Below are 22,262 nucleotides of genomic sequence, written 5' to 3'. Positions count from 1 at the left end.
CCTGGGGACATCTGCTACGAACCGCCCACTTTTTGACGACCAGCTAAGAGATAGAGATGGCCCTGCTTGCATTCGATCTTCGCACGACCGCCACCCTCGCCTGGTCGAAGCTGCGAAACGCGGTCGCAAGCCTCGGCAAGACATCCGGCGCGGCAGCCTTGCCCGAGGAGGACTGGGCGAAGATCCTGCAGAGCACGCGCAGCCACAAGAGCCTGCTGAAACATCCCCGCATGCTGAAGCTCAGGCTGACCGCCGCGCGCGCCACCTTTAACGACGCCGTGATGGTGGAGGTGGCGGATCTTGCGGTCCAGGCGAAACTCGTGCCGTCCATGCGGACGCGGATCGCCATGGATCTCGCCGCAACCCGCAAGCATCTCGATGCATGGCGGGTCATCTCCGCCGATCCGAGCTGCTTCGAGCTACCGAATTTCCTGCGCACCGGCCGCGTGATCCTTTCCGGGATCAAGGACCCGAAAATTCGTCGCGAAATCTCTGCCGTCCTCGATCGGCTGACCAAGGACGGCGGCAGCGTCAGAGCCAAGCCCTCTGCCTTCCAATTCGGTCGCTCGGATGCTCTCTCTCCACCGCGCGGCACGGTCGAACTCGTCGGCAGCCCGGCGGTCGATCCTCGCCATGTCGCCCGATTCCAGGCCGAATATGAGCGCTTCGTCGAGGACATCCAGACGCTGGCGCCGCCGCGCATCGAGGAATACGAAAACCTGTTCACCGATCGCTACGGCCAGAAGTGGACCCAGTCGGGCGGGATCGTCGAAACCGTTGGCCGTCCCATTCCCGTGCCACCGACCGAAGACGTGCCGCATGTCGAGGTCGGCATCGATCTCTTGCGGGGTACCAAGGGCTTCTATCACTGGTATGTCGACGTGCTGCCGAAGCTCGCATGGCTTCTCAACACCGACATCGCTCGGCCGAAGATCCTGATGTCCGGGCATGCGCCCAAATTCGAAATGCAGACACTGGAATTGCTGGGCTTTGGGGAAAGCGATGTCGTGCGGGTCACCGAATCCGCCTTCGTCGAACGCCTCGTTTGCCCGCGTATCGGATTCGATGGCCTCGCGGATTGGGCGCTGGCCTCCCGCCTCTACGACACGGTGGTGGACTCTGCGAAGCGCCAGTCGAAGGTCAAGCTGGCGGAGAAGATCTATATTTCACGCCGCGACGCCGCCGGCCGCAAGATGGTCAACGAGCTCGAGCTCGAACGGCGCCTGGCCGCCAAGGGCTTCCACATCTGTATCCTGTCGGAACTCTCGGTCGCCGATCAGATCGCGCTGACCCATGGCGCCAAGGTCATCGTCGCGCCGCACGGGGCCGGACTGTCGCATATCATGCACGCCCGCCCGGCAACGACGATCGTCGAGATCCTGCCGATCCGCGACGGAAGCTATCGTCTGCGTTTCAACTATGCGCGGCTCTGCGTCGTCCGGGGCCTGCGCTACTTCGGCTGGGTCGAGCCGCAATCCTATACCGTTGCCGAATGGGCGATCGCCGTCGAGCCCTTCATGGCTCATCTGGACCGCGTTCTGGCGAAGGTGAGTTGACGGCAAGCGTCACTCCACCACCGGCGCAAAATCCCCCGCATAGCCCTCCCCCGTCAGCGAGCCCTTCGCCATCATCACCGCGCCCAACCGGCCGATTTCGTCGGCGCTCTTGGCGGCCTTGCCGTTGCCGCCGGTCAGGATCGCGATCCGGGGGGAGCGGACGAAGCCGATATAGGGGCGGTCGTGCACGGTCTTGGTGACCGCGCAGGGCGCGTGGTGGAGCGAGGCGGGTTCGAAATCGGGCAGAAGGGCGCCGAGGTGGGCCCTCAGATGTTCAGCCGCGGCGCCGCTGCCGCCGCCGCGGAACCAGGCGCGCACCTCGCCCTCCTCGGTCAAAGGCAGGTCGACGGGGTCGCCGCCGATCTTGATGTAGAGCTTGCCGTCGGGATAGCGGATCGGCGGCAGCACATAATAGCTCTCGGCATCCGTATGCCCATGGCGGATCAGCGAGGGCAGGTCTGCCAGCCGCGCCTCGTCTTCCCGTCCCACCTCGGCAAAGAGCACGGTGCGGCCATAGACGGAGAGCGCCAACGGCACCTGGGTGAGCGCCGTCGCCAAAGCGAAGGCGCCCGTGGCGATCAACACCTTTTCCGCTTTCAGGCTGCGGCCGCCGAGGGTCTCGACGACAGCGCCCCCCTCGATCTCCGTGACGGTACGAACCTCCTCGGAGAGGATGGTGACGCCGAGCAGGGTCGCGCAGACAAGCGAGGCGGCGACGAAGGCGCGCGGATTGATGTGGCCCGCCCCCTGCCCTTCGAAGATGCCGGCATCGCGGGCCTGGAAAGAAAGCGCGGGAAAGCGCGCTCGCAACTCCGCCCCCAGGAGCGCCTCGGCCGCAACGCCGAGAGCGCGCGCGGCCTGCATCGTCGATTTGAGGTCGTCATGCCCCTCCGGCGCAACGATCAGACACCCGGCCTCGCTGTAGAAGCGGATGCCGGAGCGCGCCTCGATCTCGCCATAGCGGGCGATTGAGCGGCGGGCGAGCTTCGCCCAGTCAGCATCGGGATCGATGGTGCGGGTGATCCGGCCATTGTCGTAGTGGCTGGAGAAGACGCCGCGATGCGCCGCCCAGTCCTTCGGCTCGTCCGGGCCAACCAAGGCAACGCGTGCGCCTGAAAGGGCGAGGTGGCGGGCGGCCGCGACACCCATCATGCCCTTGCCCACGACGACGACGTCGAATCCTGTCTCCATGGATGATCCTCGATGATGTGCCGCCTGCACCTGGGCGGCAGGCGGCGTGCTGCGGCGGGTGAGGCCGCAGCGCTATCACGAATCGAGGAGGGTTTGCACCTTCCCGCAATAGCGGCGGGACACAGGGTTCATGCGCGTGGCGCCATGGCCGGCATTGTAGCGCAGGATGGTGCCGCAGGTGAAACCGCCGGAAAGCGTATGCGCCTTGGCCAGATATTTCATGCCGAACTTGATGTTGGTTTCAGGATCGAAGAGGCCGGCCCGCCCACCGTCATAGCCCATCATCCGCGCGGTGGCCGGCTTGATCTGCATCAGGCCGATCTCGCCGGCGCTGCCTCTGGCCTTCGGATTGTAATTGCTTTCCACGCGGATCACCGCCTGGGCAAGGTCAACCGGAACGCCATAGGCTTCGGCATAGGTTTCGATCAGCGGCGCATAGGGCGTGCTGAGCGGTTCTGGAACCGGCATGGGATAGCCGGACATCCGCGTCACGTCCGGCAAGGATGCCGTGATCGTCTGGGCGTCATCGCCCGCAAAGGAAGTCTGAACCCCGGAAAGAAGCATGCAAAAGCAGGCGGCTGCCTGAACGACAGTCGGTCGTCTCATGGATGAGGATGTCTCCGCTAGGGTGCAGAACGGCGTCACGGGCGCCCCGCCCGGCCGATCGCACCACGTCTTCGTCACCCGCAAACAACAATCAAAAACGCGATACAGCGTGTCGTGCGGTCGGTACCCCCTTAAAATCCGGGGCGAAGATGGTCATCCTGTGGCAATGCGGCAAACCGACCGCAGCGCGGCAAAACGACGGCACAATCAGGAGGAGAACGTTGGCAGAGATGCCAGCAGACGATGAAGCGTGTCGAGCGTCGAGATATCCGCGATCCCATCGATTCGCGCCGGCCTGAAATGGCGCTGGAAAGCCTCTATGACGCCCGCGGTCTTTGGCCCGAAATGTCCATCGATCTCAATGCCATAGCCGTAAAGCGACAGCATGGACTGGATCGCCTCCACCGGCTGGCCGACATCGCCCAATTGGAAGAAGCGCCCACCGGAGATCGGCGTGGGAGCCACCCAGTGACCAACCCCTTTCTCATACAAGATCTTCCAGGGGAAAACTTCTCCCGGATCCACCTTGCGAATGGGGGCCACATCGCTATGCGCAAGCACCCGTTCCGGGGGGATCGACCAGCGATTGACACAGAACTGACACAATTCGATCAGGCCAGCGATCTGGCGGTCCGGATAGGGCGGAAGGCCGCCCGGATGGCCGGGATTGGCGATTTCGATGCCGATCGAGCGAGAATTGATGTCGCTTTCGCCCTGCCACAGGCTCTTGCCTGCATGCCAGGCGCGGCGCGCCTCGGGAACGAGCTGATCGACCCGCCCGTCCTCATAGACGAGATAGTGGCAGGAGACTTGGGCTTCCGGCGTGCAGAGCCAGTCGCGCGCGCCCTCGGCCGAAGGCATCCCCGTATAGTGGAGAAGCAGAATATCCGGCCGGTCGGTGCCGATGCGCTCGCCATGATTGGGCGAGGGAATGACCTGCGCTTTGGGGTAATCCCAATGAAGGGCACTCATGCGGCGCGGCGTTCCTTCTCGATCGCCTCATAGGCCGCGTTGAGCGCCGCCATCCGGTCGTGGGCCTCGGCATGGGCTTCGGCCGGCGCGCCCGAGGCCAGCAGTCGGTCCGGATGGGTCTGCGAGACCAGGAGCCGGTAGCGATGACGGATGGTGGAAAAGTCGTCCTTCCGCGAGACGCCGAGCAGCTGGTAGGGGTCAATGCCGGAGGACATGACGTAGCGGCTCATGATCCGCTCGAACTTCGCCTCGCTCAGCCTGAAAATCTCGCTGACCCGGCGCAGGAAGGCGAGTTCCTTGTCATGCAGCGCGCCATCGGCCGTCGCGATGTGGAAGAGGCCGTCGATGATGTCTTCGAGCACCGGGCAATTCTCCTCGCCCGAAGCACAGAGCGACGAGAGCTTCTCGGCATAGGCCTCGTAGCCCGCCACGTCCTGGCGCGCGAGGTTGTAGAGCCGTGCCACGTTCTGCGCCTGGTCTTCCGGATATTTGAACACATCGCGGAAAGCGGCGACTTCCTTTTCGGTGACGATTCCATCGGCCTTGGCCATCTTGGCCGAAAGGGCGATCATCGCCACGGAGAAGGCGACCTTGCGCCGCGTTTCCGGGTCGCCCTCGAACAAAGTCCGCAATGCCTCAACCACGCCGGCAAGCGCATTGCCCGTGGCAGTCACGATCCCGACAAGGCGATCCCAGATCGACATAAGCCTTCGCTTTCCGCTGATGACGGTGAACTTCCGAGCCGATAAGTCCTACGGCGCAGGAAGGTTGCTGGATGCGTCCGCCGATCCTCTGCCGGTCCCGCATGAAAACGGCATGTTGATCAGATGGACCTGCGCCGCGCAAGAGGATTGGATGCGACGCAGCAGCCTCCATAACAGATTTGTGATGGTCCCTCAATAAATTTCGATGGCGGGCGATAGCGGGCTCGCCGCCGGTCGGCGGCCATGGCCTGTTCTTGGTCTGCTTGTCATTTCGCTTGATGGGAAACTGCGCTAGGACGGTCAGTGGCGAGGGGCGTGCGGTGAGGGCCGTTGCCCCTCCGACGGTTCGACGACTCAAGGAGCACGCAGTCGCGCGCCCCCTATCCCACCGGCATTTCCGAGGAGGATCCATGGCCAAACAGAAAGTTGCAATGCTGACCGCGGGCGGGCTCGCGCCCTGCCTGTCATCGGCCGTCGGCGGGCTCATCGAGCGCTACACCGACATCGCGCCCGAGATCGAGCTCACCGCTTATCGGTCCGGCTATCATGGGCTGCTCCTCGGCGACCGGATCGACATCACGCCGGAGATGCGGGAAAAGGCCGGTCTCCTGCACCGCTTCGGCGGGTCGCCGATCGGCAACAGCCGCGTCAAGCTGACCAACACCGCCGATTGCGTGAAGCGCGGCCTGGTCAAAGAGGGTGAGAACCCGCTGAAGGTGGCCGCCGACCGGCTTGCCGCTGATGGCGTCACCATTCTGCACACGATCGGCGGTGACGATACCAACACGACGGCCGCCGATCTCGCTGCCTATCTCGGCGCCAATGGCTACGACCTGACGGTCGTCGGCCTGCCGAAAACGGTGGATAACGATGTCGTGCCGATTCGCCAGTCGCTCGGGGCCTGGACGGCCGCGGAATATGGTGCGCTGTTCTTCGACAATGTCTCCAACGAGCAGACCGCGGCGCCGAAGACCCTGGTCGTCCATGAAGTCATGGGCCGCCATTGCGGCTGGCTGACCGCCGCCACCGCACAGGCCTATCTCAAGCGCCTGCAGGGCACGGAGTTCATTGACGGCCTCCTGATGAACCCGACGCTGAAGCGGATCGACGGGCTCTATCTGCCCGAGACCGGGTTCGACCTCGAGGCGGAAGCCGAGCGCCTGCGCGACGTTATGGCAAGCAACGGATCGGTCACGCTGTTCGTCAGCGAAGGCGCGGGCCTCGAGACGATCGTTGCCGAGCGCGAGGCGGCCGGCGAGACGGTCAAGCGCGACGCCTTCGGTCATGTGAAGCTCGACACGATCAATGTGGGCAACTGGTTCTCAAGGCAGTTCGCCGATCTTATCGGGGCCGAGCGTGCGCTCGTGCAGAAGTCCGGCTACTTCGCCCGCTCCGCCCCCGCCAATGTCGAGGATCTGCGCCTCATCAAGGGCATGGTCGATCTGGCCGTCGAAAGTGCGCTGTCGGGCGTCTCCGGCGTCACCGGCCATGATGAGGATCAGGGCGGTCGGCTGCGGACGATCGAGTTTCCACGCATTCGCGGCGGCAAGCATTTCGATCTCACCACCCCCTGGTTCGCCAGCCTGATGGAGGACATCGGGCAGGTCTGGAAGGCCGCGCATTAAGAAATGTGAAGAAATTCCGAAGGCCCGCAAAAGCCCGAGAATCCGGCATTTTGCGGGCCTTTCGCTGGCGCGGAGCTGACCAGAATCGGCCAGAAATCCGGCGCCAGCTTGCGAGGGCGGGGACGATAGGTTAATGAAGATGCGCGCTGGGCGGGTCTGAACACTCCTCACGCGAGGGGCTGCGGGGCCGCATTCATGAAAGCGACAGCATGGCAGATTTCCGTTTTTCCTTGAGCAAGCCGGCCCTCAAAGCCTGTGCTCTTCTCTCGGTGGCCTCCTTGGCAGCCTGTTCCAGCGTCGAGCGGACGCCCCTCGAACAGTTGACCGCGGCGCAGACAGTGACGCCGATCGCCAAGCCCGGAACGGAAATGACCGCCTACGCCCTTCCGACCCCGGACGGCGCCGCAACCTCCACCGCAGCCGCACTCGCCGCCGAGACGGCGATGATGACGCCGGGCACGACTGGCGCTGCCGCCGAACAGACCGCGCAAGCCGCCGCAACGTCGGCCGTCCCTGCCTCAAACGCCCCCACCGCCTTGGCTCTCGCCCCGACGCCGAACGCCAAGGCCGGCCCCGCCTCTCTCCAGGCTGCCACTCTCCAGCCGGCGCCAGCCCCCCTCCCCGCGGGTGGCGAGGTGCAGATGGCGTCGCTCGCCGTCAAGGGCGCCCGTCCGGGCGCTGTCATGACCGACGCGACGGCCGAGCCCCTCCCCGCCTCGACCCAGGCGATCGTCACGGTCGATACGGTCAAGGTGCCCTTCTCCATGGCCAGCCTCTCGATGCGCGGCATGGACTCCGATTTCGACACGGGCGAGCCAGTCGGTCTCGAAAATCTCGTCGTCAACCGGATGATCGTCCCCAGCCCGAAGCCGAATATGATCTCGGCCGCCTATGCCAAGGTTGAAGATGCGGCAACCTCGCTGCTCGGGCGACCGAAACCCACCAGCAATCGTCCCGAACTCGATCGCCTCATCGCGCAATATGCCAAGCTGAACGAAATTCCGGAGGAACTGGTGCACCGCGTCGTCAAGCGCGAGAGCACCTACAATCCCCGCGCCTATCACAATGGCAATTACGGGCTGATGCAGATCCGCTACAACACGGCCAAGAGCCTCGGCTATGAAGGGCCGCCGGAAGGCCTGTTCGACGCGGAAACGAACCTGAAATATGCCACGCAATATCTGCGCGGCGCCTGGATGGTGGCCGACAACAAGAACGACCACGCCGTCCGCCTCTATGCCAGCGGCTATTACTATACCGCCAAGCGCAAGGGCCTGCTCGACACGTTGAACATGCGGTGAGCCGCACCGGCGAGCGCATGCCGCCGCCGCTCTTTCCCACCGGAAACCCGGTCATCACATGCTAGGTCGCACGCGTCTTCGCGTGCCTGGCTGCAGGGCAATGTCCGCGACGGCCGCGCTGTGGCCGAAGCGGCTCTTCCCCTCCCCCTGATGCATTCGTCCCTCTCAAACGATCTGTCTTACTTCGCCGGGGCAGGAGGCGAAGCGGAAGCGTCGCGTTGCGCGATGGCGGCGATCACCGCCTTTTGCAGGATCGCGACGTCATAGCCGCTGCGGCGCGGGGTCAGGCCCATGCGCAGCACGGCAAGGTTCATCGACGGCACCAGCATGATCGACTGCCCGTCATGGCCACGCATGAAATAGGTCCCGAGCGGAAAATCCGCTTCCTCGTCGCCGGCTCTCGTCCAGACCTGGCCGCCGCCGAAACGCCCCCCCGAGGCGGCCGTCGGCGTTCGCATCATCCGAACGAAGCCATCCGGTAGGATCTGCTCATTGTTCCATTTGCCGTCCTGCAGGAGGAGCAGCGCGAAGCGCGCCCAGTCGCGCGCTGTCGCATACATATAGGACGAGCCGACGAAGGTGCCGTGCGCGTCGGGCTCCAGGATGGCGCTCTGCATGCCGAGCGGCCGGAACAGTCGGGTGCGCGGAAAGGTCAGCGCTTCGCGCGGGCTGGAGAAGGAGTTCATCCACAGCCGCGCGAGGATGACCGACGTGCCGCTCGAATAGGCGAACCGCGTTCCGGGTGATGCCTCGAGGGGCCGGGAGGCGGCATAGGCAGCCATGTCGTTTTCCAGGAACAGCATGCGGGTCGCGTCGGTCACGCTGCCATAGTTCTCGTTGAACTGCAGCCCGCTCTGCATGCTGAGAAGATCGGCGAGCGTGATGCGGCTGCGTTCGTCGTTGCGCCATTGCGGCAGGAGATCGGAAGCGTTGAGCGCCATCTGGCCGTCGCCGATACGAATGCCGACCAGCGCGGCCGTGACGGTCTTGGTCATCGACCAGCCGAGCAGCGGCGTCGAGGTGTAGAAGCCCTCGCCATAGCGTTCGGCGACGATCCGCCCGTCCTTGACGACGACGATGCCGCGTACGCCTTCGCCGGCCATGGCATCATCATCGACCAGCGCCTGGATCGGTGGACTCACTTCCGCCCCGCCGCCATCCGGCCAAGGCGCCGGATCGTCCTGCGACGGCCCGCGCCGGCGCAGCGACTTGTTGCCCGGAAAGGCGCCGAAGCCGCCTTCCGTCACATTGGAGCAGCCAAGCCCATCCCGGAAGATGGCATGGCCGGCGGCGGCGAAGCCGAACATGCGGGCCGTCACGGTCTTGCGCTGTTCATCGACGGAAACGCGCACGAGCCGCAGCAGCGGATGGCCCGGTGCCTGCACATCCTCGTCCAGAACCCGGCCGGCGCCGCGCCCGGCCAGGAACAGATTGGAGCAGACCATCTTGGCGGCATAGGCATCGCCGAGGCGAAGCAGATCAGGTGGCGCGACGACCAGCCAGGACGCCGCCGCCGCAACGGCGGCGACCACTGCGCCCGCCACCGTCATGAAGATCGTCCGTGTCCGCATGCCTCGTCTTCCGCACCTTGCAACAGCCGCCTCGACGGCGCCACTATGGCTGCTTTGGACGGTGAAGCCAAGGCGCAGGCGGAAATCGCCTCGGGTGCAGGGCCTGCTGCCGGATGAGGAGGGTCGCGATTTGCGCTCAGAGCAGGACCGGTCCTGCCCGGGCATCAGGCCTTCCGCCGCCTCTTCTCGCGCCCGCGGCCGGCCAGCATCAGCGGCACGTCGCGCGCGGCCATCGGTCTGGAAATCAGGAAGCCCTGCACCGCGCTGGCGCCGAGCGCCCTTGCCTGTTCGAACTGCGCGTCCGTCTCCACCCCCTCGATGGTGGTGGCGAGATCGAGCGTGCTCTCCAGCCGCTGCAGGAGCTCGGCTGTCCGGCCATCATGACCCGCCTCGCCCATCTCCTTCGTGAAGGAGCGATCGATCTGCAGATTGTCGAGCGAGAAGCTGCGAAGATAATGGATGGACGAAAAGCCGCGGCCGAAATCATCGAGCGCGACCTGCACGCCGAGCTGACGCAGGACGCCGAGGGAGGCGGACACGACGTCGGGATCGACGGAGAAGATCGATTCGGTGAGCTCGACCGTCAGCCGATGCGGCGCGAGCCCCGTCTCGCGCAGACAGGCCTCGACATGGCCGAGGAAATTCGGGTCGCGCAGCTGGTCGCCGGCAATATTGACCGCGACCCCGACGCTGTCCGGCCAGTCCATCGCTTCGCGGCACGCCGTCTGCAGCACCCATCGTCCGATCGGCACGATCAGGCCGGTCGATTCGGCCAGGTGAATAAAGCGTTCCGGCGCGACCTCGCCCTCCTCCGGGAGGTTCCAGCGCAGCAGCGCTTCGAAGGTGGCGATCACGCCGGTCTTCAAGGAGAGGATAGGCTGGTATTCGAGATAGAGCTCGCCATTCTCCAGCGCGCTTGCAAGTCGCGACTGGAGTTCGCTGAGCGCGTCGGCCTCCGTCATCAGCGTTGGCGAATAGAGGACATGCACCGTTCCCGGCACGGCCTTCGCCTTGTGCAGCGCCGTCAACGCCCGGCTGACGAGGGCGGCAAGATCACGCTCCCGCGGCTCTGCGGGCGCGACGCCGATGCTGGCATTGATCCAGAATTCGCCGAGCGTGAGCGGAAAAGGCTTGGCAAACAGAGCCCGAACCGTGTCACAGAGATCTTCGATCTTGCCCTTGGAGGGGCGGCCGCGGACAAGCATGGCGAAATCGTCATCGCCCAGACGAAAGACGTCGCCGGCAGCACTGAAACAGGTCTGCAGCCGATCGGACAGCTGAACAAGGAGTTCATCGCCGGCGCGGTTACCCATCGTCGCGTTGACGAAGCGGAAGCGATCGAGATTGAGGAGCAGCAGTGCGCCGACGGATTCGCCGGTCGCCACTGCCTCTTCGAGCGCCAGCCGGTTGCCGAGGCCGGTCAGCGGATCGATCCGCGCGGCCTGATCGACCAGCGCCTGCGGCTCCGATGCGCCCGCTTCGCCTGCCGCCTCGGCACCCTGCCATGGCAAGCGCCGAGAGCGCATCAGCGCGGCCAGGGATGGCAGGATCATCATCAAGGATCGGCTCGACATTACGCATCCGCCACAAGCAAGTGACCGTCCCCCCATCGGACGGTCTTCCGTAATCGAGGAGTAAAATAGGCAGCGCTCTTTAACGAGTGGTGAAGGCTGCCGCTCGCGCGGCAAGAGGCTGAACGCAACCTTAATATGGCACTCTCCACCCACAGCGTGCGTCACGAAACTGTTGCGGCAATGTCTTAAAAGCCGCCCATCTCCAACGGGCGGCACACTCTCATGACAGATCTCCCCCTTTCGGATCTTGCCCCACATACCGGCACCAGCCGGAACAATGCAGCGTTGAAACAGGCACTTCTGCAACACCGTCCGCTTTCGGCTGCCGGTCTCTCCGAGCGCCTGTTCGGCCTGCTGTTCTCCGGTCTGGTCTATCCGCAGATCTGGGAGGACCCGGAGGTGGATATGGAGGCGATGGCGCTCAAGCCGGAGCATCATATCGTGACGATCGGATCGGGCGGCTGCAACATGCTCGCCTATCTCTCGGCCCGGCCCGAGCGCATCGATGTCGTCGACCTCAACCGTCACCATGTCGCGCTCAACCGCCTGAAGCTCGCCCTCTTCCGCCATCTCCCGGCCCATGGCGATGTGGTGCGGTTCCTGGCCGAACCCAATCTCGCGACAAATCTTCAGGCCTATGACCGCTTCGTGGCCCCGCATCTCGACAGCTCCACGCGACGCTACTGGGAAGGCCGGCAGCTGAACGGCCAGCGCCGCATCGCTGTGTTCCAGAAGAATATCTACCGCACAGGCCTGCTCGGCCGCTTCATCGGCCTCAGCCATCTGATCGCCCGGCTGCACGGTCTCGACCCGCGTGATTTCACCGAAGCGCGGTCGCTGCGCGAACAGCGTCACTTCTTCGATGCGCGCGTGGCGCCGTTGTTTGACAAGCCGGTGATCCGCTGGCTGACCAGCCGCAAGAGCTCGCTCTTCGGTCTCGGCATTCCGCCGCAGCAGTTCGACGAGCTGGCCAGCCTCTCCGACCGCCGCTCCATCGCGCCCGTCCTGCGCCAGCGCTTGGAAAAGCTCTGCTGCCATTTCCCGCTTCGCGACAACTACTTCGCTTGGCAGGCCTTTGGCCGCCGCTATGCGCGCAGCGGCGAAGGCTGTCTGCCGACCTATCTCCAGCCCGAGCGCTACGACGCGATCCGCGCCGAGACGGGTCGCGTCCACGTCCACCATATGAGCTTCACCGATCTCCTGGCGAAGAAGGCCGCCGGCTCCGTCGATCGCTTCGTGCTGCTCGACGCCCAGGACTGGATGCGCCCCGAGCAGCTCGATGCGCTGTGGAGCGAGATCACCCGCACGGCCGCCCCCGGCGCCGTCGTCATCTTCCGCACCGCGGCGGAGGAGAGCATTCTCGATGGTCGCTTGTCACCGGCGCTCCTGTCACGCTGGATTTACGAACGCGACCAGTCCCGCGCGCTGCACGCCCGCGACCGCTCGGCCATCTATGGCGGCTTCCACCTCTACAGGCTCCAGCCATGACCGAGACCCGGATCGACAGCCGCGAGCACCAGCGCCTGATGGATGCGATGTACCGCCACCAGCGGCACATCTATGACCTGACGCGCAAATACTACCTCTTCGGCCGCGACCGCCTGATCGCCGAGCTCGACGTGCCCGCCGGTGGCCGGGTTCTCGAAGTCGGCTGCGGCACGGGCCGCAATCTGGCGCTGATCGGCCGTCGCTACCCTGAGGCGCGGCTGTTCGGCCTCGACATATCAGCCGAAATGCTGGCCTCGGCCGAGCGCTCGCTGGCCCGCCGCCGCGGCTTGTCCTGTAACGACCAACCGGTGCTGCGCCTCGCCGATGCGACCGATTTCGCGCCGGCCCATTTCGGCGAGGATGGCTTCGAGCGGATCGTCATCTCCTATGCGCTGTCGATGATTCCGGAATGGGAGAAGGCGATCGACGCGGCGCTCGATGCGTTGGTGCCGGGCGGCGTGCTGGCGATCGCCGATTTCGGCCAGTCGGAGAGCTTGCCTCCGCTCTGCCGCAAGCTGATCTTCGCCTGGCTCGCCCGCTTCCACGTCACTCCGCGCGCGAGCCTGATGGAGACGGTGCGCCGCAAGGCGGCGCTGCGCGGCATGTGGACCGAAACGCGTGCGATCGGCGGTGGTTATGCCTGGCTGGTCACCTGCCGGCGGCCTTGAGCCATCCGGCAGGTCTGCCTCGCACAGGTTCGCTGGTTCACGGTGACTTACGTCTTCGTGATGGCTCCGCTCACCCGACCCCCGTCGATTGCGCTTGAAACTAACTCAATTTTTACGTTGATATGGCGAAGATGAGGTTCATGCCTCCGGGGGGTCAGCACGTATGGGCAGTCACGGGTGAGGCGAATCGACCTATCGATTGGCATCGGAGTCCCCATGCGTCGGCTGCTTCTGGCCCTTTTTCCGCTTGTTTCGCTTCTGGGGGGCTGCACGTCGACCGATTACGATCTGGTCAACACCGCATCGATCCCGCCGCGCTTCGCCGACAAGGACCCGCAGGATTTTGGCGCGCGCACGCCGCATCATCACAGCATTCACGGCATCGACGTGTCGAAATGGCAGGGCGATGTCGACTGGCAGCAGGTCAAGGCCTCCGGCGTCTCCTTCGCTTTCATCAAGGCGACAGAGGGCAAGGATGTCGTGGACACGAAGTTCCCGGAATTCTGGCAGCGCGCCCGCGCCGCGGGCCTGCCCTACGCGCCCTATCACTTCTACTATTTCTGCTCCTCGGCCGACGAGCAGGCCGACTGGTTCATCGCCAATGTGCCGAAGAGCGCGGTCTATCTGCCGCCGGTGCTGGATGTGGAATGGAACGGCGAATCGAAGACCTGCCGCTATCGTCCCTCACCACTCACCGTCCAGAGCGAGATGAAGCGCTTCATGGACAGGCTGGAAGCCTATTACGGCAAGCGGCCGATCATCTACACCTCGGTGGACTTCCACCGCGACAATCTGGTCGGCCAGTTCAACGACTATCATTTCTGGGTCCGCTCGGTCGCCAAGCACCCGACCGAGATCTACGAGAACCGCCGCTGGGCCTTCTGGCAATATACGAGCACCGGCCAGGTGCCGGGCGTGAAGGGCAATACGGACATCAACGTCTTCGCGGGCTCCGAGAAGAACTGGCGCAAATGGGTGAAGGCTGTCTCCCAGCCCAAGGAAATCGCTGCCAACTGACGGAGTGGCGCTGCGCTTCGCGGACGCTTCAAGCGCTCCAGCCCCTGATTCCCGGCAAATTGTGCGCTTTCTTCATTCCGCCCCAATGGCGTGGAAACAGGCGGGCGCGAACCCGTTTCGAGCCGCAGTGTCTGCGGCTCTTCCTCTGACTGGACAGGACCCACCATGATCCGAGCCCCCCGGCATCTGCTTCTTTCCTTGAGTGTTCTGGCCGTAATGAGCGGCACCGCAGCGGCCCAAATCGCCCCGGCAGCCGCTACGCCAGCGCAGCCCGCTGCGCCCTGCGGCGGCGACCTGCAGAGCTTCCTCGCCGGCGTTCGGGAGGAGGCGCTTGCCAAGGGCATCCCGGCCGCGGCGATCGACAAGGCGCTGGCCGGTGCTCAGATCGACGAGAAGGTTCTCTCGCGCGACCGCGCCCAGGGCGTCTTCCGCCAGACCTTCATGGAGTTCTCGACGCGCACGGTCAGCAAGGCTCGGCTCTCGATCGGCGCCAAGAAGATGAAGGAGTATGAGGCGGTCTTCGCCCGCGCCGAGCAGGAATTCGGCGTGCCGGCACCGGTCATCACCGCCTTCTGGGCGATGGAGACCGATTTCGGCGCCGTGCAGGGGGACTTCAACACCCGCAACGCACTGGTGACGCTTTCGCATGACTGCCGCCGGCCGGACATGTTCCGTCCGCAGCTGATCGCCGCGATCGAGATGGTGCAGCATGGCGACCTCGACCCCGCCACCACCACCGGCGCCTGGGCGGGCGAGATCGGCCAGGTGCAAATGCTGCCCGAGGACATTATCGCTCAAGGTGTGGATGGTGACGGCGACGGCCATGTGACGCTGAAGACCAGCGCTCCGGATGCCATCCTGACCGCCGCGAAGTTCATCAAGAGCCTTGGCTTTACGGCGGGCCAGCCCTGGATCCAGGAAGTGAGCCTGCCGGACAACCTGCCCTGGGAAAAGACCGGGCTGCAGGACGGCATGACCGCTGGCGACTGGTTCGCCCTCGGCGTCAAGCCGCGCGACGGCAACACGCAATTTTCCAGCCTGCCGGCCTCGGTGGTCATCCCCCAGGGGCGCAAGGGCGTAGCGTTCATGACCTATCCGAACTTCAACATCTATCTCGAATGGAACCAGTCCTTCATCTATACGACCTCGGCCGCCTATTTTGCCACGCGGCTTGCCGGCGCGCCGGCCTATGACCCCCGCAACCCGGAGCCGGGCCTGGCCGACGAGCCGATGAAGCGGCTGCAGACGCGGCTTGACGAGCTCGGCCACGACGTCGGCAAGATCGATGGCATCCTCGGCGCCGGCACGCGCGCGGCGCTGCAGAAGGAGCAGCAGCGGCTCGGCCTACCCGCCGATGGCTGGGCAACCCAGGCCGTGCTCGACCGCCTCTGATCGATCAGCCGCCGGCCACCCCCTCGTTTTTCGGGTGGCCGGCGCAAGGGCCACTTGTTAGGACCCCGTCAGTGAGCGCGAGGTCTACCCATGCAATCCCCTGCCCCTGCACCCGAACATCGCATGACCGCTGTAACCTGGGGGCTCCTTGGCCTGCTCGGCCTCATCTGGGGCGCCTCCTACTTCTTCGGTCGGGTGGCCGTTGCCCATGTGCCGGCCTTCACCCTGGTCTTCCTGCGCGTCTCGATCGCAGCGCTCGCGCTCCATCTTTTCTTGCACGGCCGCCACGGGCTCTACCCCGCGCTGCGCGAGAATGCCCTGCGCTTCCTACTGCTGGGCCTCGTCAACAACGCCCTACCGCACAGCCTGATCTTTCTCGGACAGACGCAGATCGGCGCCGGGCTTGCCGCCATTCTCAACGCCACCACGCCGATCTGGACCGTGATCTTCGCACATCTGTCGACCAGCGATGAGCGGATGACCCCCAACAAGATCGCCGGCACGCTGCTGGGACTGACCGGCACCGCTGTCCTGATCGGCCCGAGCGCGTTCTCCCGCCTTGCGGATGGTGGCGAGACGATTCCGCTTTGGGCGCTGCTGCTGCCGATCGGCGCCGCCATGAGCTACGGCGTGGCGGCGATCTATGGACGGCGCTTTCGCGGCCTCGCCGCGCCGGTGACCGCCACCGGCCAGCTGACCGCTTCGACCCTGATCATGCTGCCGGTCATGCTGGTCTTCGATGATCCCCTGGCCCTGCCGCTCCCGCCGCTCGGGACGATTCTCGCGGTCCTGGCCCTCGCTCTCATCTCGACCGCCTTCGGCTATATCCTCTTCTTCCGCATCATGGTGCGTGCAGGCGCGACCAACACGACACTTGTCACGCTGCTCGTTCCGCCGAGCGCCATCCTTTTCGGCATCCTGTTTCTGGGAGAGGCGCTGGGTCTCAATCAGATCGCCGGCATGGCACTGATCTTTCTGGGCCTGGCGATCCTCGACGGGCGGCTGGTTAACGCGGTGGCACGGCGATCACGATGAAGGTCGCATGGCGGCGCATCGCAGTGCACAAGCAGGCCAAATTACGACTGTCAGCGCGACATGCGGCAGGAAATCGAAAGACGCGATCAAATTGCTCGACTAACAACGGATTCAACAGCTTAACCCTGGGGACAATCCCTGCCACGGTCTGCGCCACCGCGCTGCAGCACAAAATTTCCTTTGCGGTGTGGCATTTTCACCCTATGTTTCAATCGTTAACGCCAGGAGGGCCGGACATGGGTATCACGCGTTCGCTGAATGTCGTCATGATAGGTGCAGCCTTCGCTTTCGTTGCGATGATGCTCTTCATTTGAGGAGATGATGAGCAGCCCGCGCGACCTCGAAAAGAAGGGTCGGCGGGACGTGGGACTGGGAAGGGCGTCAGTCGCCTTCGATGGCCGGTGATGGAGCAAGATCGTTCCGCAGCAATCGGATCAGCAAAACAAAGCCAAACTTTCACCCATCGCGGGCTTCAGGTCCGCGGATGATGAGCGACGAGATTGGCGGACGATGAAGCCCCCGGGTGGAACCCTCGGGGGCTTTTTCCATGCCCGATCGCGCCGGGCCAGAACCGGATGGCGATCGGAATTTCTCAGGCCGCGGCACCCTGCGGAAGCGCCGTTTCGGCGGAGTGACGCCGCGGGAAGCCGACGAGGTCGCAGACGGCGGCGATCAGCGGGGTGCGGTTCATCGTATAGAGATGAAAGTCGCGGACCCCGCGCCGCGCGAGATCGGCGATCTGTTCGGCCGCGATGTGGGTCGCCTCCTTGAACCGCTCCTCGGGCTTGTCGTCGAGATGGGCAAGCCGTGTGGCCAGCACGTCCGGAACGCGCGCGCCGCAGAGGCCGGCGAATTTGGTCACCTGCGCAAAATTATTGATGGGCAGAATGCCGGGCACGACCGGAATGGTGATCCCGGCCGCGCGCACGCGCTCGAGATAGCGCTCGAAATCATCATTGTCGAAGAAGAATTGGGTCAGCGCCCGCGTCGCGCCGTTGTCGACCTTGCGCTTCAACATGTCGATATCGACATCGACCGTCTGGCTTTCCGGATGTTTCTCCGGATAGGCGGACACCGAGATTTCGAACCGGCCGCTGCGCGCGAGGCCGGAGACAAGCGCAGCCGCGTTTTCGTAGCCGCCCGGAAAGGGTGTATAGGCTGCACCGATGCCGCCTGGCGGATCGCCGCGCAGCGCCACGAAATGGCGGACGCCGGCAGCGGCGAAATCCTCGATCACCTGGTCTACCTCCGACCGGCTCGCCCCGACGCAGGTCAGATGCGCCGCGGTGCCGGCCATGCCGCACTCTTGAATCAGGCGCTTGACCGTCGTCAGCGAGCGCGACTTGGTCGAGCCGCCGGCACCATAGGTGACGCTGACGAAGCCCGGGGCGAAGACATCGAGCGCCGAGGCGGTGTCATAGAGCTGCTGCTCCATCTCCTCGTTCTTCGGCGGGAAATATTCGAAGGACAGGCGCAGATCGCCGCGTTCGGCCGGGTAGAGAGTGCGGTCGGACATTAGCGGGCTCCTGCAGCAAGCGGTTGGGCGGCTTGGCCGACATCCACCGGCGGCGACACGTGCGCAACACCCTTGGTCGCAATCCAGATGGTCACGGTCAACGGCCTGTTGGCCGCCGTGCTCGGCGTCAGATCGACGACGCGGGTGAGGCTCAAGCCCGACTGTTCCAGCCAGGACAGCATTTGCGCATGCGAGAAGCCGAGGCGCAGATGCGCATGTTCGTCACGCAGGTCCTCGACCGCATGCGGGGCGAGATCGACGATGGCCAAGCGTCCGCCATCGGCAAGCAGCCGCGCCGCTTCCTGCACGGCGGCTTCCGGCTCCTGAAGGAAATGGAGCACCTGGTGAATGGTGACGAGATCGAAGCTCTCGGCCTCGAGCGGCAGATTGAAGATATCGCCGAGCCGGACGGCCGCGCGCGAGACGCCGGCCCGATCGAGATTGGCGCGGGCGACCGCCAGCATGTCGCGGCTTGCGTCGACCCCGGTCGCCTCTTCATAGAGCCCGTCGAGCAGCTGCAGCATGCGACCGGTGCCGGTGCCGAGATCGAGGAGGCGCGAGACCGGCGTGCGGCCGAGCGCATCCAGCAGCGCGTCCTCGACCTCCTGTTCGCCGACATGGAGGCGACGCAGCGCATCCCATTCGGCGGCATTGCGGGCGAAATAATCCTGGGCGCGCTCCGAGCGGGTCTGTTTCAGCGCCTTCAGCCGGGCGCTGTCGCGCTCCAGCACCGGATCGCCGCCATCGGCCGCCCCAAGAATCGCGCGGACAAGGGCGATGCTTTCCCCCTGACCGCGCAGGCGAAAATAGGCCCAGGCGCCTTCCTGATACCGGTCGATCAGCCCGGCTTCGCCCAGAAGCTTCAGGTGGCGCGAGATGCGCGGCTGCGACTGGCCGAGAATCTCGGTAAGGTCGGTGACGGTCAGATCGCCGCCCGCAAGCAGCAGCAGGAGACGCAGGCGCGTCGGCTCGCCCGCTGCCTTCAACACATCCACCGCCTCATCCAGCCGCAGCTTCTGCTCCGCCATAACACCCCTCATCAAGACATAAAGATATGTTTATATGATTTTGGGAACGGGTGCAAGAAGGTTTCGATGAATGGAGATTTGAAAGGTACTATGGGCTTGGACGCGACGGAGAGGACAAGGCGGGGCATCGTCAACGAATTCCCCCTCTGGCCTGCCGGCCATTTCCCCCACAAGGGCGAGACCGTGGGGCACGCTCCCGGTCTCAAGCCGATCTCTTACAGGCTGTTCTCGGCAAGCCAGTAGCTTGTGCTGATCGCTCGCGGCTGGGTCTTTCCCCCCTTGTGGGGGAGATGGCCGGCAGGCCAGAGGGGGGCTTTGCCGCACCAGTGGGCAGCCTTATCCCCGTCGCAACGACACCGTGCACATGTGAGCTGAGCACGGGTTCGATCAGCTGAGCACAAGGCTTGGCGCACACCACACCGCACCCTCATGGCCCAGAAACCGCGGCGAAGGCGCCCTCCGCCGCGGCTGTGTCCTTTATCGCGTCAAGCGCTTGTAGGTGACGCGCTTCGGGTTGACGGAATCCGGGCCGAGGCGGCGGATCTTGTCTTTTTCGTAGTCCTCGAAATTGCCCTCGAACCATTCGACATGGCTGTCCCCCTCGAAGGCGAGGATATGAGTGGCGAGGCGGTCGAGGAACATGCGGTCGTGGCTGATGATCACGGCGCAGCCGGCGAAGTTTTCCAGCGCATCTTCGAGCGCCGACAGCGTTTCTGTGTCGAGGTCGTTGGTCGGTTCGTCGAGCAGGATGACGTTGCCGCCGGCTTTCAGCATCTTGGCAAGATGCACGCGGTTGCGCTGGCCGCCCGAAAGCGTGCCGACCTTTTGCTGCTGGTCGCCACCCTTGAAGTTGAAGGCGCCGCAATAGGCGCGGGAATTCATCTCGTGCTTGCCGAGCTTGATAACCTCAAGCCCGCCGGAGATCTCTTCCCAAACGGTCTTGTTGCCGTCGAGCGCATCGCGGCTCTGGTCGACATAGCCGAGATCGACGGTCTCGCCGATCACGACGTCACCGGCATCCGGCTTTTCCTGGCCGGTGATCATGCGGAATAGCGTGGTTTTGCCGGCGCCGTTCGGGCCGATGACGCCAACGATGCCGCCGGGCGGCAGCTTGAAGGTCAGATTGTCGATCAGCAGGCGGTCGCCATAGCTCTTCGAGACGCCCTCGACATCGATGACCGTATTGCCGAGCCGTTCGCCGACCGGAATGACGATCTGCGCGTCGCCGGGGCGACGATCGGCTGCCGCCTGGACCAGCTCGTCATAGGCGCGGATGCGGGCCTTCGACTTGGCCTGGCGAGCCTTGGGGCTGGAGGCGATCCATTCCTGCTCGCGAGTGAGCGCCTTCTGGCGCGAGGCCTCTTCGCGGCCTTCCTGCTGCATGCGCTTGGCCTTGGCCTGCAGATAGGCGGAATAATTGCCCTCGTAGGGAATGCTGCGACCGCGGTCGAGCTCGAGGATCCAGCCGGTGACATTGTCGAGGAAGTAGCGGTCGTGGGTGATCATCAGCACGGCGCCCGGATATTCGCGCAGGTGCTTCTCGAGCCAGGCGATGGTCTCGGCGTCGAGATGGTTGGTCGGTTCGTCGAGCAGCAGCATGTCCGGCTGCGAGAGCAGCAGGCGGCAAAGCGCGACGCGGCGCTTCTCACCGCCCGAGAGCGCGGTCACGTCGGCATCGCCCGGCGGGCAGCGCAGCGCATCCATCGCCATCTCCACCTGGCTGTCGAGATCCCAGAGGTTCTGGCTGTCGATGACATCCTGGAGCTTGGCGCCCTCGTCCGCCGTCTCGTCGGAATAGTTCATCATCAGCTCGTTATAGCGGTCGAGGATCGCCTTTTTCGAGGCCACGCCCTCCATGACGTTTTCGAGCACGGTCTTGCTCGCATCGAGCTGCGGCTCCTGCGCCAGATAGCCGATGGTCGCCCCTTCGGCGACCCAGGCCTCGCCGGTGAACTCCTTGTCGAGCCCCGCCATGATGCGCAACACTGTCGACTTACCGGCCCCATTCGGGCCGAGGATGCCGATCTTGGCATCGGGATAGAAGGAGAGATGGACGTTTTCGAGCACCTTCTTGGTGCCATAGGACTTGTTCAGTCCGGCCATGTGATAGATGAATTGACGCGCCATGGTCGATGGGTGCTCCCGCGGGAATGAAAGTGGCCGCTATGTAGGCGAATTGCGCCCGCGGAGCAATGTCGCCCGTCAGCCTTCCGGCCACGCATGAAAGCCTAGGGCTGGAGCCTCAGCGGGATTTCGGCGTCGAGCCGGCTGCATCGACAATGCCGCTTTCGCAGCCGAAGCGGGTGGCCGGCGCCGCGTCGATCGCCTCCTTCAGCGGCGCCTTGTCCAGCTCTCCGCCAAGGCCGATCGTCAGACCGGTGACGAGCTGGCGCCCGCCGATCTTGCGGCAGCGCATCTTCACCCGTGATGCACTGTCCGGGCCGAAACTTTCGGCGAAGGCGGCGGTGACTGCGGCCCGATCGACCGACTGTCCGATCCTCGCCTTGAACAGCCGCGCCACCGCCGAACCGTTGACTTCGTCGAGCAGGCGCAGCTGCAGGGCGAAGTAATCGGCCGGCGTCCGCGATTGGCAGGTGCCGTTCATCAGCCAGACATGCCGATCGAGGCCGGAGACCGCACCGGGCATTGCGGTCTTCAGCCGCTGATCGAGCTCCGGCGGCAGGGCAACGGCCGGCAGCCCCAGCCAGTCGCGCGCCGTGTCACGCTGCCGATCGGCTTCCTCGACATGGCAGAAGCGCTCGCCCGGCACCCACAGCCCCTGAAGTGAAAACAGCGCCCCCTCACCCTCCCCCTGACATTCGGGCCGCTTGGCCTTGGTCTCGCAATAGGCGTTCTGCCAGCCGATCCCCAGAACATAGGGAGGCTTCTTCTGCGCCGCCTCGGCCGGTGCAGGAGAGAGAAGGACGGTGAGTGCGAGAACCAGCAGCGAGAGAATGGAGAAATTTGCGGGCATGCGGCGGATCATGCGAGCCTCCATGAGAACAAAACATGTCTAAT

At 64.7% G+C, this 22,262-nt stretch carries 19 protein-coding genes; 9 read left to right on the top strand and 10 right to left on the bottom strand.

Going from position 1 to position 22,262, the window contains the following annotated elements:
• The first annotated feature begins 56 nt into the window (after positions 1 to 56).
• Positions 57 to 1,556 carry a glycosyltransferase family 61 protein gene (locus tag ACLE20_RS12730; protein ID WP_410940668.1) on the top strand — a complete coding sequence of 500 codons (1,500 nt, stop codon included), beginning with the start codon at positions 57 to 59 and terminating at the stop codon, positions 1,554 to 1,556.
• Positions 1,557 to 1,565: 9 nt separating this feature from the next.
• Here ACLE20_RS12730 and ACLE20_RS12725 read toward each other — a convergent pair whose 3' ends face one another.
• From ACLE20_RS12725 to ACLE20_RS12710, 4 genes are all read right to left on the bottom strand, one after another.
• Positions 1,566 to 2,747, bottom strand: coding sequence for an NAD(P)/FAD-dependent oxidoreductase (locus tag ACLE20_RS12725; protein WP_410940667.1), 1,182 nt, complete (start codon positions 2,745 to 2,747; stop codon positions 1,566 to 1,568).
• A 75-nt stretch (positions 2,748 to 2,822) separates the two neighbouring features.
• Positions 2,823 to 3,353, bottom strand: coding sequence for a lytic transglycosylase domain-containing protein (locus ACLE20_RS12720; RefSeq protein WP_410940666.1), 531 nt, complete (start codon positions 3,351 to 3,353; stop codon positions 2,823 to 2,825).
• 207 nt (positions 3,354 to 3,560) lie between these two features.
• A complete protein-coding gene (locus ACLE20_RS12715) occupies positions 3,561 to 4,325 on the bottom strand; it encodes an N-acetylmuramoyl-L-alanine amidase (protein WP_410940665.1) in 765 nt (254 codons plus the stop codon).
• Entirely contained in the window at positions 4,322 to 5,029 is a 708-nt protein-coding gene (locus tag ACLE20_RS12710) for a TerB family tellurite resistance protein (RefSeq protein WP_410940664.1), read from the bottom strand. The genes ACLE20_RS12715 and ACLE20_RS12710 overlap by 4 nt, the downstream gene beginning before the upstream one ends.
• 410 nt (positions 5,030 to 5,439) lie before the next feature.
• Between ACLE20_RS12710 and ACLE20_RS12705 the strand changes: the two genes are divergently transcribed.
• Both ACLE20_RS12705 and ACLE20_RS12700 read left to right on the top strand, forming a co-directional pair.
• Positions 5,440 to 6,654, top strand: a complete 1,215-nt coding sequence (locus ACLE20_RS12705) for a pyrophosphate--fructose-6-phosphate 1-phosphotransferase (RefSeq protein WP_410940663.1) — start codon at positions 5,440 to 5,442, stop codon at positions 6,652 to 6,654.
• A gap of 209 nt (positions 6,655 to 6,863) precedes the next feature.
• Positions 6,864 to 7,955, top strand: a complete 1,092-nt coding sequence (locus tag ACLE20_RS12700; protein ID WP_410940662.1) for a transglycosylase SLT domain-containing protein — start codon at positions 6,864 to 6,866, stop codon at positions 7,953 to 7,955.
• A 179-nt stretch (positions 7,956 to 8,134) separates the two neighbouring features.
• On the opposite strand, the gene ACLE20_RS12695 is transcribed toward ACLE20_RS12700, so the two are convergent.
• Entirely contained in the window at positions 8,135 to 9,526 is a 1,392-nt protein-coding gene (locus tag ACLE20_RS12695) for a serine hydrolase domain-containing protein (RefSeq protein ID WP_410940661.1), read from the bottom strand.
• A gap of 164 nt (positions 9,527 to 9,690) precedes the next feature.
• Positions 9,691 to 11,100, bottom strand: a complete 1,410-nt coding sequence (locus ACLE20_RS12690; RefSeq protein ID WP_410940660.1) for a putative bifunctional diguanylate cyclase/phosphodiesterase — start codon at positions 11,098 to 11,100, stop codon at positions 9,691 to 9,693.
• 222 nt (positions 11,101 to 11,322) lie between these two features.
• Between ACLE20_RS12690 and ACLE20_RS12685 the strand changes: the two genes are divergently transcribed.
• From ACLE20_RS12685 to ACLE20_RS12660, 6 genes are all read left to right on the top strand, one after another.
• A complete protein-coding gene (locus ACLE20_RS12685) occupies positions 11,323 to 12,588 on the top strand; it encodes a DUF3419 family protein (RefSeq protein WP_410940659.1) in 1,266 nt (421 codons plus the stop codon).
• Complete coding sequence (locus ACLE20_RS12680; protein ID WP_410940658.1) at positions 12,585 to 13,256, top strand: class I SAM-dependent methyltransferase; 672 nt, start codon at positions 12,585 to 12,587, stop codon at positions 13,254 to 13,256. Before ACLE20_RS12685 ends, ACLE20_RS12680 begins: the two co-directional genes overlap by 4 nt.
• 216 nt (positions 13,257 to 13,472) lie before the next feature.
• Positions 13,473 to 14,273, top strand: a complete 801-nt coding sequence (locus ACLE20_RS12675) for a GH25 family lysozyme (RefSeq protein WP_410940657.1) — start codon at positions 13,473 to 13,475, stop codon at positions 14,271 to 14,273.
• A gap of 216 nt (positions 14,274 to 14,489) precedes the next feature.
• Positions 14,490 to 15,665: a lytic murein transglycosylase gene (locus ACLE20_RS12670; RefSeq protein WP_410940831.1), complete on the top strand. Its 1,176-nt coding sequence runs from the start codon at positions 14,490 to 14,492 to the stop codon at positions 15,663 to 15,665.
• Positions 15,666 to 15,755: 90 nt separating this feature from the next.
• Positions 15,756 to 16,700 (top strand): DMT family transporter, encoded by a 945-nt coding sequence (locus tag ACLE20_RS12665; protein WP_410940656.1) that lies wholly within the window; start codon positions 15,756 to 15,758, stop codon positions 16,698 to 16,700.
• Positions 16,697 to 17,014 carry a hypothetical protein gene (locus tag ACLE20_RS12660; protein ID WP_410940655.1) on the top strand — a complete coding sequence of 106 codons (318 nt, stop codon included), beginning with the start codon at positions 16,697 to 16,699 and terminating at the stop codon, positions 17,012 to 17,014. Before ACLE20_RS12665 ends, ACLE20_RS12660 begins: the two co-directional genes overlap by 4 nt.
• A gap of 278 nt (positions 17,015 to 17,292) precedes the next feature.
• Here the strand turns inward: ACLE20_RS12660 and metF are convergent, their stop codons facing one another.
• From metF to ACLE20_RS12640, 4 genes are all read right to left on the bottom strand, one after another.
• Positions 17,293 to 18,216 carry a methylenetetrahydrofolate reductase [NAD(P)H] gene (gene metF / locus ACLE20_RS12655; RefSeq protein WP_410940654.1) on the bottom strand — a complete coding sequence of 308 codons (924 nt, stop codon included), beginning with the start codon at positions 18,214 to 18,216 and terminating at the stop codon, positions 17,293 to 17,295.
• Positions 18,216 to 19,244 (bottom strand): ArsR/SmtB family transcription factor, encoded by a 1,029-nt coding sequence (locus ACLE20_RS12650; RefSeq protein ID WP_410940653.1) that lies wholly within the window; start codon positions 19,242 to 19,244, stop codon positions 18,216 to 18,218. The genes metF and ACLE20_RS12650 overlap by 1 nt, the downstream gene beginning before the upstream one ends.
• Before the next feature lie 477 nt (positions 19,245 to 19,721).
• Complete coding sequence (gene ettA / locus ACLE20_RS12645) at positions 19,722 to 21,371, bottom strand: energy-dependent translational throttle protein EttA (RefSeq protein ID WP_410940652.1); 1,650 nt, start codon at positions 21,369 to 21,371, stop codon at positions 19,722 to 19,724.
• 115 nt (positions 21,372 to 21,486) lie between these two features.
• Positions 21,487 to 22,230 carry a ribonuclease T2 family protein gene (locus tag ACLE20_RS12640; RefSeq protein ID WP_410940651.1) on the bottom strand — a complete coding sequence of 248 codons (744 nt, stop codon included), beginning with the start codon at positions 22,228 to 22,230 and terminating at the stop codon, positions 21,487 to 21,489.
• Positions 22,231 to 22,262 lie beyond the last annotated feature (32 nt).

This window comes from Rhizobium sp. YIM 134829 (assembly GCF_046546455.1).
The sequence above is the reverse complement of the archived record's forward strand: the minus strand, read 5'-3'. Positions and strand labels throughout refer to the sequence as shown.